This is a genomic window from Streptomyces sp. GDS52 (genome assembly GCF_052246875.1).
GTDB lineage: Bacteria > Actinomycetota > Actinomycetes > Streptomycetales > Streptomycetaceae > Streptomyces > Streptomyces cathayae.
Window position 1 is genome coordinate 153,873 of record NZ_JBQQCR010000002.1, and the last position, 12,969, is coordinate 166,841.

8 protein-coding genes and 1 pseudogene are annotated in these 12,969 nt (G+C 71.7%); 2 read left to right on the plus strand and 7 right to left on the minus strand.

What is annotated here, in order from left to right:
• Positions 1–16: 16 nt before the first annotated feature.
• Positions 17–1,615, minus strand: a complete 1,599-nt coding sequence (locus tag ACTWJ9_RS31360; protein WP_443295823.1) for an IS1634 family transposase — start codon at positions 1,613–1,615, stop codon at positions 17–19.
• Positions 1,616–1,795: 180 nt separating this feature from the next.
• A complete protein-coding gene (locus ACTWJ9_RS31365) occupies positions 1,796–3,394 on the minus strand; it encodes an IS1634 family transposase (RefSeq protein ID WP_443295823.1) in 1,599 nt (532 codons plus the stop codon).
• A gap of 239 nt (positions 3,395–3,633) precedes the next feature.
• Between ACTWJ9_RS31365 and ACTWJ9_RS31370 the strand changes: the two genes are divergently transcribed.
• Together ACTWJ9_RS31370 and ACTWJ9_RS31375 are read left to right on the plus strand one after the other, a co-directional pair.
• Positions 3,634–5,478 (plus strand): ABC transporter ATP-binding protein, encoded by a 1,845-nt coding sequence (locus ACTWJ9_RS31370; RefSeq protein ID WP_443296046.1) that lies wholly within the window; start codon positions 3,634–3,636, stop codon positions 5,476–5,478.
• Complete coding sequence (locus ACTWJ9_RS31375; RefSeq protein WP_387035101.1) at positions 5,475–6,392, plus strand: serine/threonine-protein kinase; 918 nt, start codon at positions 5,475–5,477, stop codon at positions 6,390–6,392. Before ACTWJ9_RS31370 ends, ACTWJ9_RS31375 begins: the two co-directional genes overlap by 4 nt.
• Positions 6,393–6,413: 21 nt before the next feature.
• On the opposite strand, the gene ACTWJ9_RS31380 is transcribed toward ACTWJ9_RS31375, so the two are convergent.
• The 5 genes and pseudogenes from ACTWJ9_RS31380 to ACTWJ9_RS31400 all read right to left on the minus strand — a co-directional run bounded on the left by ACTWJ9_RS31380 (position 6,414) and on the right by ACTWJ9_RS31400 (position 12,672).
• Positions 6,414–7,187 (minus strand): hypothetical protein, encoded by a 774-nt coding sequence (locus ACTWJ9_RS31380; RefSeq protein ID WP_443296047.1) that lies wholly within the window; start codon positions 7,185–7,187, stop codon positions 6,414–6,416.
• Positions 7,177–7,782 carry an RNA polymerase sigma factor gene (locus ACTWJ9_RS31385; protein WP_387035099.1) on the minus strand — a complete coding sequence of 202 codons (606 nt, stop codon included), beginning with the start codon at positions 7,780–7,782 and terminating at the stop codon, positions 7,177–7,179. Before ACTWJ9_RS31385 ends, ACTWJ9_RS31380 begins: the two co-directional genes overlap by 11 nt.
• A gap of 1,077 nt (positions 7,783–8,859) precedes the next feature.
• Positions 8,860–9,417 (minus strand): telomere-protecting terminal protein Tpg, encoded by a 558-nt coding sequence (tpg, locus tag ACTWJ9_RS31390; protein ID WP_387035097.1) that lies wholly within the window; start codon positions 9,415–9,417, stop codon positions 8,860–8,862.
• Positions 9,418–9,429: 12 nt separating this feature from the next.
• The gene (gene tap / locus ACTWJ9_RS31395) at positions 9,430–11,733 is read right to left on the minus strand and encodes a telomere-associated protein Tap (protein WP_443296048.1); all 2,304 of its coding nucleotides are present in this window, start codon (positions 11,731–11,733) and stop codon (positions 9,430–9,432) included.
• Between the two features lie 213 nt (positions 11,734–11,946).
• Positions 11,947–12,672 (minus strand): annotated as a pseudogene (locus ACTWJ9_RS31400) (class I SAM-dependent methyltransferase).
• Positions 12,673–12,969: the final 297 nt, after the last annotated feature.

Sequence of the window (12,969 nt, forward strand, 5' to 3'; positions counted from 1 at the left end):
TTCGCGGGTCGTCGTTTCAGGTCTGTGGCCAGCGGGTCCGCGTGATGTCTGTTTCGAGGAGATCGAGGAGGTGGAGTTGGACACCGCGGGTGATCTGGACGGTGGGCGGATCGGTGGTGTTGCCGATCCGCAGGGTGAGTTCGCCGAGATGGTAGAAGATCATGCGGCCGGTGGGGCGGACCCGGCGCTGGTCCGGGTAGAGGCCGACCATGGTCTGCTCGGACCCCAGAGCGCGTCTGACCTGCCGTTCGATCAGGCTGAAGACGAGCAGGGCCAGGCAGATGACCTGGATGAGAGCGGCGACACGCCGGTTGTGCTGCACGAAGACCGGCGCGACCGCCAGGGGGCCTTTGAAGTCGTGGTAACGGCGTTCGACCGCGCCCTGGCCTTTGTAGTGGACAAGGATCTGGCCCGGGTCGGCCTGCTCGGCCGGGATGCTCGTCAGCAGCGCCCACCAGCCGTCCACCGCAGCCTCGGCCGCCAGGACGTCCTGGTCGAAGTGCCACTGAAGGGCGGGAGGTTCGCCTTCGCCTCCGGTGATCGTCCAGCGCAGGCAGGAGGTGACGTGCCGCTTGGCTGTGATGACCCCGATCCGGGCCATGATCTTCTGGTGGGTGCCGTAGTGCCGGCCGCCCGCCGCGCCGGCGAGCTTGTCCATCTCCTCGCCGGCCCGGGCCAGTCGCTTCTCGCGAGCCCGGCGCTGGCCCGCCGAGACAGCGGTGGAGTGCACCAGGATCCGGCGCACCCGGTGCACCGGATCCCGCTTGCGGCGCCCGGCCATGGTGTGGACGTCCTCCAGCACCCGGTAGCTCTCCCGCTCGGCGGCCGGTTTGTGCACGTCCCGCTCGGGCACCCAGTCCACCGCCTGTGCCCGTGCAACGTCCAAGGCCGCGTAGACCTCGTCCTTGACCTGGGCAGCCGGGACCGGCGCGATGAAATCCACCCCGGCCGCGAGCAGTGCGGCGACATTCGTATAGGACACCAGCTTGGAATCGGCGACCAGCAAGAACTCCCGTGCACCAGCCATGCCTTGCAGGTCCTTCATCGCGCCGACGACCTGGCTGACCTCGGCCGCACCCCCGTCGAAGACACGGGCGTGGACAGGAATGCCGCCGTCGGCGGACACCGCGAGTCCGGCCTGGACCTGCTTCAGGTCCACCCGCCGGTCCTTGGGGCGCCCGTAGCTGACGACCGGGTACTGATCATCCTGGTCCTCGGCAGGGAAGGCACCATGGACAGACATGCTGGTCATGTCCCAGTGCAGCCTCGACACGTCGATCCCGAACTCGGCGATCGCCCGGGCGCCGACCGTCCCCGCGATTCTGTCCAGCTCCGGCGCGACCGCATCCAGGGCCCTGGCCAGACGGTCGTCGTTGAGCAGGGCCGGCTCGATGCCGAACACCTCCTCCACCGCCCAGGTACGGGCCCAGTCACCGACCCGCACCAGCGGCGCGGGCGAGGTCAGCCGGTTGACCACCAGCGCCTCGATCACCTGCCCGTGGGTCAGATGCGCGCTCGCGCCTCCCGGACACACCTCGTCGACGATCCCTGCGACATCCAGCCGGCGCAGAAACTCGGCAGCGACAGGCAGAGCGCCCAGACGCTTCTCCACCACGGACGTCACCACCACATCAAGGCGCTGACGCTGAGACCGAGGCCGCGGAGAGCGGGAAGTCATCGACACACCCCACCCAACGCCACACCACCGGCCCAGGACACCCCCGGACCGGTCACGTCATACGAATCAACGACCCGCGAAGTACGGGACTAGTCCCGTACTTCGCGGGTCGTCGTTTCAGGTCTGTGGCCAGCGGGTCCGCGTGATGTCTGTTTCGAGGAGATCGAGGAGGTGGAGTTGGACACCGCGGGTGATCTGGACGGTGGGCGGATCGGTGGTGTTGCCGATCCGCAGGGTGAGTTCGCCGAGATGGTAGAAGATCATGCGGCCGGTGGGGCGGACCCGGCGCTGGTCCGGGTAGAGGCCGACCATGGTCTGCTCGGACCCCAGAGCGCGTCTGACCTGCCGTTCGATCAGGCTGAAGACGAGCAGGGCCAGGCAGATGACCTGGATGAGAGCGGCGACACGCCGGTTGTGCTGCACGAAGACCGGCGCGACCGCCAGGGGGCCTTTGAAGTCGTGGTAACGGCGTTCGACCGCGCCCTGGCCTTTGTAGTGGACAAGGATCTGGCCCGGGTCGGCCTGCTCGGCCGGGATGCTCGTCAGCAGCGCCCACCAGCCGTCCACCGCAGCCTCGGCCGCCAGGACGTCCTGGTCGAAGTGCCACTGAAGGGCGGGAGGTTCGCCTTCGCCTCCGGTGATCGTCCAGCGCAGGCAGGAGGTGACGTGCCGCTTGGCTGTGATGACCCCGATCCGGGCCATGATCTTCTGGTGGGTGCCGTAGTGCCGGCCGCCCGCCGCGCCGGCGAGCTTGTCCATCTCCTCGCCGGCCCGGGCCAGTCGCTTCTCGCGAGCCCGGCGCTGGCCCGCCGAGACAGCGGTGGAGTGCACCAGGATCCGGCGCACCCGGTGCACCGGATCCCGCTTGCGGCGCCCGGCCATGGTGTGGACGTCCTCCAGCACCCGGTAGCTCTCCCGCTCGGCGGCCGGTTTGTGCACGTCCCGCTCGGGCACCCAGTCCACCGCCTGTGCCCGTGCAACGTCCAAGGCCGCGTAGACCTCGTCCTTGACCTGGGCAGCCGGGACCGGCGCGATGAAATCCACCCCGGCCGCGAGCAGTGCGGCGACATTCGTATAGGACACCAGCTTGGAATCGGCGACCAGCAAGAACTCCCGTGCACCAGCCATGCCTTGCAGGTCCTTCATCGCGCCGACGACCTGGCTGACCTCGGCCGCACCCCCGTCGAAGACACGGGCGTGGACAGGAATGCCGCCGTCGGCGGACACCGCGAGTCCGGCCTGGACCTGCTTCAGGTCCACCCGCCGGTCCTTGGGGCGCCCGTAGCTGACGACCGGGTACTGATCATCCTGGTCCTCGGCAGGGAAGGCACCATGGACAGACATGCTGGTCATGTCCCAGTGCAGCCTCGACACGTCGATCCCGAACTCGGCGATCGCCCGGGCGCCGACCGTCCCCGCGATTCTGTCCAGCTCCGGCGCGACCGCATCCAGGGCCCTGGCCAGACGGTCGTCGTTGAGCAGGGCCGGCTCGATGCCGAACACCTCCTCCACCGCCCAGGTACGGGCCCAGTCACCGACCCGCACCAGCGGCGCGGGCGAGGTCAGCCGGTTGACCACCAGCGCCTCGATCACCTGCCCGTGGGTCAGATGCGCGCTCGCGCCTCCCGGACACACCTCGTCGACGATCCCTGCGACATCCAGCCGGCGCAGAAACTCGGCAGCGACAGGCAGAGCGCCCAGACGCTTCTCCACCACGGACGTCACCACCACATCAAGGCGCTGACGCTGAGACCGAGGCCGCGGAGAGCGGGAAGTCATCGACACACCCCACCCAACGCCACACCACCGGCCCAGGACACCCCCGGACCGGTCACGTCATACGAATCAACGACCCGCGAAGTACGGGACTAGTGACCACGCTACGGAGGCTGAGCGGACCGTAGTTTGAAAGGCCCTGGTCCGCTCCGTCCGTCCCTCCACGAGGAACGCATGCCATGGTGCATGTCCTGCGGCGTCTGCTGTCGGTGGGTGAGGCTTCCGATGTGGTGGCGGCCGCGCCCCCGGTGTCTTTGCGCGAGGTGTTCCGGCGGTTCTGGCCCTATACCCGCGGCGGCCGGCGCTGGTTCGTTCCCGTCGTCCTGTTCAGCCTGATCGGCCCCGCCCTCGACGCCACGGAGATCTGGCTCTTCAAGACCGTGGTGGACGGTGTGCTCGTTCCCCGCGACATCGGACCGCTCCTGTGGATCGCACCGACCTATCTGGGGCTCGTCATCGGCTCCGGCATTCTGGGGTTCGCCGACGACGTGACGTCCACGTGGGTCAGCGAACGCTTCCTGCTGACGCTGCGCTCCGATGTGTTCCGGCACGTCCAGGGCCTGTCGCTCGGGTTCTTCGAACGCCGGCGGCTCGGGGACGTGCTGTCGCGGGTGACGGGCGATGTCGACACGGTCGAGACGTTCCTGCTCTCGGGAGTGGCGGACGCCCTCTACTACGTGATCCGCCTGGGTGTCTTCCTCGGTCTGCTGTTCTATCTGCAGTGGGATCTGACCCTCCTCGCCCTCGTCATCGTGCCGCTGTTCTGGCGCGCCGCCCGGCACTTCGCGCGGCTGATCAAGGAGGCGTCCCGGGAGCGCAGGCGCCGCAGCGGTTCGATCAGCGCGATCGCCGAGGAGTCGCTGGGCAACGTCGCCCTGGTGCAGGCGTACAACCGGCAGAGGTGGGAGGAGCGCCGGTTCGAGCGTGAGAACGTCGGCAGGTTCCGGGCCACGATGGCCTCGACGCGGATCCGTGCCGTCTACGGATCCGTCGTCGAGGTCATCGAGGTGTCCGGCGTCCTGGCGGTCATGAGCCTGGGCACCTGGAAGCTGGCCCAGGGGCAGCTCACGCTGGGCGGACTGCTGGTCTTCCTGGCGCTGATCGGCAACCTCTACAGTCCGGTCCGCGGTCTGTCCCACCTGGGCACCACCTTCTACGCGGCGTCCGCCTCGGCCGAACGGATCATCGAGCTGCTGGACCAGCGGCCGCAGGTCGCCGAGGCCGCCGGTGCCCGCCGGACCGGCCGTGCGCGAGGGGAGGTGGAGTTCGACGGCGTCTTCTTCCGCTATCCCGGCACGCCGTCCTGGGCGCTGTCGGACGTGTCGTTCCACGTGGCGGCCGGGGAGACGCTGGCGCTGGTCGGGGCCAGCGGGGCCGGCAAGTCGACGGTGGCGAAGCTGCAGTTGCGCTTCTACGATCCCGACCGGGGCGCGGTCCGCCTGGACGGGACAAACCTGCGGGACCTGCGCCTGTCCGACCTGCGGGAGAGCGTCGCGGTGGTCCTGCAGGAGACGCTCGTCTTCCACGGCACCGTGCGGGACAACATCGCCTACGGCCGGCCGGAGGCGACGGAGGCGGACATCGTCGCGGCGGCGCGCGCCGCGGACGCGCACGAGTTCATCGAGCTGCTGCCCATGGGCTACGACACGATGGTCGGCCAGCGCGGCCGGACGCTCTCCGGCGGGCAGCGCCAGCGCCTGGCGATCGCCCGCGCGATGATCAGGGACGCGCCCGTGCTCCTCCTGGACGAACCGACCACCGGCCTCGATGTGCGGTCCGGCCGGCGGATCATGGACCCGCTGCGCCGGCTCATGGCCGGGCGGACGACCGTCGTCATCTCCCACAACCTGCTGATCGTCCAGGACGCCACGCGCATCGTGGTTCTCGACCGGGGCAGGATCGTCGAGTGCGGCGCCCACGACGACCTGCTCGAGCGCGGCGGGGCGTACGCCCGGCTGCACCGGCTGAACGCCCCGGCCGGGTCCCCGGCCGGGTCCTCGGCCCTGGGGACGGTGCTGCCGTGAGTGTCCCGGCGGTGCGGGCCGCCCCGGTTCTGGCGCCCGGCACGAGACCGGTCCCGGGCTACGAGGTGCTGGCGCATCTGGCGCGCACCGGCTGGCTCGACGTCTACGACGTCTGGAGCCAGGAGCGGGACTGCCGCTGTGTGGTCAAGGCCGTGCGCCCCGACCGCCGGGAGCAGGAGCAGCTGGGCGAGCGGCTGCTGCGTGAGGGGCGGTGGCTGGGGGCCTTCACCCACCCGCACCTGGTCCGCGCGTACGAGACGTTCGAGTCGCCGGTGCCGCTCGTCGTGCTGGAGACGCTGACCGGCGAGACGCTGTCCCACCTCGTCCACCGGTTGCGGCGCCGGCCGTCCGCCGCCGACGTGGCGCTGCTCGGGGTGCAGCTGTGTTCCGCGATCCACTACCTCCACGGTCAGGGTCTGCTGCACCTGGACCTCAAGCCGTCGAACGTGGTGGTGGACCGCGGTCACGCCAAGGTGCTGGACCTGAGTACCGCGCGGCCGCCCGGGCCCGCGCCCGCGGGGGCGGGCACGTTCTGCTACCTCGCTCCCGAGCAGGCCCGCGGCGGGCCGCTGTCGGCAGCCGCGGACGTGTGGGGCGTCGGCATCACGTTGTACGAGGTCGCCGCCGGCGACGTGCCGTTCGGCCGCGGGGATCGCCGCGGGGTTTCTCCCCGTGGGGAGGAAGGGGACGAGCCCTGCGACGGCAGCGTCACGGGCGGCCAGGACGGCTGGTATCCGCAGCTGGAGGAGGCCGCCCCGCCGGTCGGCTCGCGGCGGCGGCTGCCCGGGGGGCTCGCGGCGGCCATCGACGGCTGCCTTCGGACCGATCCGTCGTCCCGGCCCTCGGTCGCCGAACTGGCCGCCGCACTCGACGCGACGCTGCCCGGCCCGGGGCGCCGTGCCGCCCGCCCCTGAGGACGGGGCGGGGCGCCGGTCTCACGCGCTTTGGCCGGTCTCGAAGCGGCCGGTGGCCAGGACGGTGCCGTCAAAGGCGGTCAGGCGGGCGCCGGCGAGTGCCGCGGGGTCGACCGGGGCCGCCGCGCCCCAGTCACCCCGTCCGTTGCTCAGGGTGAAGGTGCCCACGCGGATCGTGGTGCCGTCCGTGCGCTCCAGGAGGCAGACGACCTTGCCGCTGTACGGAGTGCCGGCGGCGGCGAGGTCGACGCTCATGTAGATCCAACCGGGTTTCCCCGGGTCTGCGGGGTGAGCGTAGACGTCTCCGGCCGACGGCCCGGGGCCCGAGGCCGAGGTCAGCTCTCCCTCCCTCAAAGGCGTCTGGACCTTTACGGCAGGGGGGCTCGGGGCCGTGAGACTCTCGATGGCGGTGCCGGCCGCCCAGCCGGTGAACCCGAACGCGAAGGCGAACGCGGCCACGGCGGAGGCGGCCCGCAGCCGGATGCGGCGTGCGCGAGTGCGGACCGTCCCGTGCGTGAGGCCGGGCGCCCGCGGGCGGGGTCCCCCCTCGTGCGCCGTCGCGTCCTGGGGCAGTCTGCGCACCACCCGGGTCTCGAACCCGAGCGGCGGCTCGCTGCCCGGCACCAGCCCGATCAGTCCGTCGCCCACCAGGGTCATGTGCTCGATGCACTCCCGACACGCCGCGCACCGGTCCAGATGCGCGACCGCCACCGCCCGCTCACGGCCGGGCAGCACGCCCAGTGCCAGCTCGGCGCCGGCCTCCCGCAGCTTCTCGCAGGTCACGTCACTGGCCATGGTCCCCTCGATCCGGAGAGGCGAGTGTGGTCCGCAGCTTTCCCATCGCCGTCCTGATCCGCGTCTTGGCGGTGCCCAGCGGGATCTTCTCCCAGTCGGCGATCTGCTGGGCCGTCATTCCGTAGATGCCCGCCATCACCAGGGCACGACCCTGTTCCCGGGGCAGCCGCGCCACGGCGGCCCGCAGCTGGGACGAGGCCTCGTCGGCCAGGGCCCACTGCTCGGGAGTCTCGGTCACGGCGTCGAGGAGCGCGTCGAGGTCCTCGGGTGCCACCGGCTCCGTCCGCCGCGCACGCACGGCGTCGACGGCGAGATTGTGCGCGATGGTCGTCAGCCAGGTCGTCACCGACCCGCGGCGCGAGTCGTAGATCTGCGCATGACGCCATGCCCGCTCGAACGTCTGCTGGGCGATGTCCTCGGCAAGCTGCCGATCTTTGGTGACGGCGACGGCGACACCGAAGACCGCGCGCTGAAACCTCCGTACGAAGGTGACCGCGAGTTCCGGATCACCGGTGGCCAGCCCGGACAGCAGAGCCTCGTCCGAAAGACGGCCGACGGGAACCGGAAACTCGGCACACTCGTATGTACGGTCCACCCCCGCCGAGGGATTGCCCGGCCGCCACGGAAGACCACATTCCCATTCTGCGCCGGTTTCTGCCGGTTGCACGCACTGCGCGCAGCGCGGTCAGTGGCCGTTCCGCGCCGGCCGCGGCACGTGATCCGCCAAGGTCTGGGAACCGGCCCGGAAACCGGCCCCCGCCACACCCCGGCACGCCGGCAAAGACCCCCGCACCCCATTACGTGACAGCGCCGGTCGGGACGTTCGCCGGTGCGCTTGAGGCAACCGCGGCTCTGAGGGGTGAGGGCCGCACGCCAGGGACCGGGCGGGCGTGCAGCACCGGCCGGCCGTCCGCTCCGCCCGGCCGGTCCGGCACCTTCCTCAGGTGCTGGCGGGTGCGCCGGTCGTCGGCCACGGTCGCGCGCACCACCAGCGCACAGCCGCCGCCCTCGACGGCGGGCGCGATCTCGGTGGTGATGCGTACGAGCCGGCTCTCGCGGGCGGGCGCGCCGTCGGGGCCGGTGTGCGCGCCCGTGGCGCACCGGGTGCAGGGGGATCTCGGCGGTGCGGCGAAAACGCCGGGCGTGCTCGCCGGCCGCCCGGGGATCGATCCGGGTGAGGAGGGGCGTCGGCGGCCGCGGCGAACGGCCGGCCCGGGTCGGTGGGCGCCCGGGCGCGGTCGGCGAGCACGGTCCGGGGGCGGGGCCGGCTCCGGTGAGGTGGTGGCGCACCGTCTGGCTGCCGGTACGGGCGGGCAGGGCGACGGGGCAGCAGGGCGACGGGGCGGCCCAAAGCCCTCAGCCGGTTCAGCGGGCGGCCCGGCGGTTGCTGCGTGCAGGGGGTCAGGGCGTGGATTTCGTCCACGATGACGGTCCGCCCGGACCGGGCCGGCAGGCGCGGCATGCTGAAGCGGGCCGGGAGGGCGGCCGGGAGGGCCTGGTCGATGGTGGCGAGGGTGGACCGGGCCGGCAGGGCGCGGTCCCAGCCGCGCGGCCGGCCGTCCGGCACGGTCACCCGTTTTTCGGGCCGCGACACCATGTCGTCTGCGTCGTCTTCGGATCCGTCCGGGTGCTCGGTCGCCCCGGGGCTCACGCACGGTTCGGGGCGCGGTTGCTACAGGTCGAACTCCAGGTGCTCGATGTCCGTGAAGCGGACCTCCTCCAGGCTTCCGGCGCGGCGTCCGCCGTCCTGGAAGTACACCTCCTTGAGGGCTTCGGCGGCGATCTCCTGGAGTCGGGCGTCGCCGGCCCCGGCCTCCTGGGCCTCGAAGAGGCGGGCGGCGTAGCGCGGGGGCAGGGCGACGGTCAGGTGCCGGATGCGGTCCTGGTCCGTCGACCCGATCGGCGCGGTGTAGCCGAGGCGGGCGCGGGTGTCGATGACGATGCCGCCGGTGGTCGCCGCCTTCTGCCGGGCCTTCGCCCGGATCTGCGGCTGCCACCGCTTCTTCACCTCGCGCTCCAGGCGCGCGGCGAGCTCCGGACGGGGCTTTTTGATCTGGTCCTTCACGTACCGCTCGACGGTGCGCTGGGAGATGCGCAGCATCTGGGCGACCGGCTTGGTGCCCCCCAGCTGCTTGACCAGGTAGCGCATCTGCGCGGGCGCGCTCTTGGGAGCCGGGCGGGTGAACGCCTTGTGCACCGCGGCGTCCAGGCCGTCCCCGAACAGGCTCATCGTCGCTCTCTCCTACTCTCCGTTGTCGACGTCGGTGACGGTGCCGTCCTTGATGTAGCGGGCGAGGTTGAGCTCCGGCGCGTCGAACCGGTCGCGGATCTCCTCGCCCCACAGGACGGTCTGGGTGCCCTCGTGCTTGACCAGGCCGGGGTTGATGCCGAGCTTGAAGCCGCCGGGCAGCGGCTTGCCGTCCCGGTAGGGCAGGAAGTCCAGCGGGCTGGTGCCGTCGGTGGCGTAGACGACGCAGTCGGACAGGATCGCGACCGGGTAGTGGCCGGTGAACGCCGCGTGCTTGACGATCTTGCGGTGCAGGTTGATGCGGGTGCGGGAGATGACCGCCGCGCGGATGTCCGGCCGCCAGGTGGGGCGGGACAGCGCGCGCCACGGCTCGCCGGGCCGCCAGCCCTCGCCGCGCGGGCGCTCGCGGAGCTTGCCCAGGCCGCCCTTGACCGTGGCCTTGATCGCCGAGACGACGATCGCCAGCTGGGGGTCGCGCTGCTTGTGGCCGTCCATGGCCGCCAGGAAGTCGGCCGGGGAGAGGTCCGTGTGCACGCCGAGGTCGGCCATCGTGGCCAGGTAGGCGTCGCGCAGCCGCTGGTACCAGCCGTCCAGGTAGCGGCCGTTCTCGTACCGCACCCACGCCTCGATCGGGCGCACCTCGTAGCCCAGCTCCGCCGCGTAGGCGACGGTGGGTGTCGCATACCAGGCCGGGCCCTTGGGGCGCTCGCCCGTGGGCGTGAACGGGCTGGGCAGCAGGCCGGCGTCCAGCTCCGTCCACGTGTCCTTGCCGACCTTCACGCGGGACAGGTCGACGTGGGACAGGTCCACCAGCCAGCTGCCGGGCAGCTTCGGATCGAACACCGGGTGGGTGACGTGCGTCGGCGCGCCGAGGCCGACGTTCAGGCCGTTGGCGCCGGCGGCGAAGGCCATGTTCACGTCGATGCCGACCAGGTGGCGGCGCAGGCATTCGGCATCGGTCATCGGGCGTGCCCAGTCGTAGGCCTCCTCGAAGAGCTTCTCCGCCGGGCCGCGCACGTGAAAGCGCGGCAGGTCCGCCAGGAGCGGGTGCCCGTCCGGGGCCTCGCACGGCGCCGGGTCGACCGGGTCCTTGCCCAGGCTGTTGGGGTGGTGCTCGGAGTGCCGCTTGCCGTCGGCGTCGGGCTCGGAGGCCCGGGTCGGCGGGTGCAGCGCGGTCATCAGCTCCAGGCCGGTGACGGCGGTGGAGCCGCGCGGCGTCATCACCTGCGACGCGTACACGCCCAGCACGTGGGCGAGGTCCGCCGGCGGCAGCTGTCCGGCCCCGCCCCAGTGGCGGGTGTCGAGCGCGTGCCAGGACGGGATGCACAGCTGGACGCAGGCCCGCTCCGAGCCCTGCGCGGGGCGGTAGATCCGCGCCCACGGCCCGAACCCGCGCTTGGTGAGCTTCCAGTCGGCACGGGCCAGTTGCTTGATGACCTTATGGCCCTCGGGGATCCGCCCGGCGAGCCGCTCCTCATCGGTGAGGGCGGCCGGCAGGCCGTAGCGCTCCAGGGCAGCCTCGGTGAGCACGAGCAGTGGGTCGGCGTCCTTGCCCGGCCCGGACAGCTTCGGCTGCCCGAGCCGTGCCTCCGTGAGCGTCCAGTCGACCAGGGACGGGAGGGACCTGGCGGGCACGTTCAGGACCAGGCCGCCGGTGCAGTACGCCAGCACCTGCCCGTCCTCGACGTCGACGACCGCGAGCGGCCCGTTCTCGAAGCGCGCGTCGGCGCCGCCCGCCGGGGTGCCGGCCGGGGTGCCGGCCGGGGTGCCGGCCGGGGTGCCGGCCGGGGTGCCGGCCGGGGTGCCGGCCGGGGCCGTCTTCCGCGTGCCCGGGCGGCACGGCGTCGACGGCGGCCCGGTGGTGCGCGCCGGACGCGGCGCGGCCGCCGGAGCAGCGGCGACGAGGGCGGGGCTGGTCTGGGTGTTCTCGGTTGCGGTCATGTCCGCAGCGTCGGATGCCGGGCCTGTGGACAGAGTCTGCGATTCCGCCGGGGCGGGCGCGGCGGTGAACGCGGCCGGCACGGCAGTGTCTTGGACGGGCGCAGCCGTGTCGACCGGGGCGGGGTAGAGCTCCGCGAGCTGCGTGAGCAGCCGCGCGTACGCCTCACGCTCCGGCGGGCGGGGCTCGGTCTTGCCGGACTCCCAGGCGCTCACCGTGGCACGGCGCACCTTCAGCGCGGCGGCCACCTCGTCCAGTGTCAGGCCGTGCGCGGTACGCAGTCGCTTGCGCTCCTTTGCCGGCGGCAGCGGAGAGCGGGACGCGACCAGTGCGTCGACCGCGTCGAACAGCTCGGACATGGAACACCTCCTGACCGGCACCCTACCCCGTGAACCGTAAGGATCGCGTACTTTCACCGTACGAACTGCGTACGGACTGCGATCGGCGGGTGACGTGACGTTTCAAGCGGTGTCCTGGGCCGACCTCGCGCAGCGAGGGTCGAGCGTGGCCGCCGAAGATCGGTAGCCACTGGGGTTTCTCACCGAAGGTTGAGTGGAGTGGGGCACCGGAGATCACGGACGTCGCGCCAGGAAGACAAACTCCCTTCCTGGGCGATCGGGCGCATCGCGAACCTCCTCCACCACGTCTCCACGCGCGACCAGGTCCCGCCCGACCTCCTCCCGCCCGCGGAAACGCAGCGTCGAATCCGACGTCAGCACCTGTCCGTCCACTGCGAACCTGTAGGTCCGGCGGAACGTCACCAGAGGCCGGCTCGCCTCGAGCGGCCGAACCCAGCTCTCGACGGAGCCGACACCGGGGATCTCGGTCACGCGGTAGGAGTTCTCGCGGGTCCACTCTTTTCAGGCGCGTCTGGCCGGATCGCGCGTCTCGAAGACCAGCTGCCCGCCGGGCCGCAGTGCTTCGCGGGCTCCCTCCAGCGTCTTGTGCCATGCCGGCGGATCAGCGATGGCCTGGGCGACGTTCGCTGTCATCGTCGCGAGGTCGACCTGCAGCGGTGGGAGGTCTGTCGCGTCACCGCAGATCCAGCGCACACGCTCACTGCCCGGCTTGGCCCGGGCGACGTCGAGGGACGCCCGGGCGGGATCCACGCCGACGACCTCGATCCCGCGGTCGGCCAGGAGAAGTGCGAACACCCCTGTGCCGCAGCCGATGTCCAGTACTCGTTGCGCCTCGAACTCCTCCGCCATCTCCAGGTACGCGTCGAGGTCGCTGCGGTCGGGGTCGAGCGGATCGTAGATCGCGGCGAGCCGTGGATGCGCGAAGCAGTCGTCAGCCATGCGGTTGAACGTATGCGGAGCCGGGCCCGGACAGCTGCCGAGTTCGCCGACGGTCCCCCCGCGGCATCGGCGCTCCGTGCCGATCAATCTTCGCTGTCGCAGGACAGATGCTCCCGAGCCGCCGGGCCGGCCTCTGTTCACGAACCGACCGGTTACTGGACACCGAACCCCGGCGCACTCCTGGCGTCCGGCGGGTCTGGCCGTTCGGCCCCGGCGAACCCGCCGTCGACGGGACTGCTGATGACCAGGTGCGGATTCACGCCAGTCGGGGCCAAGAGCGTCGACGTATTCCTCGAA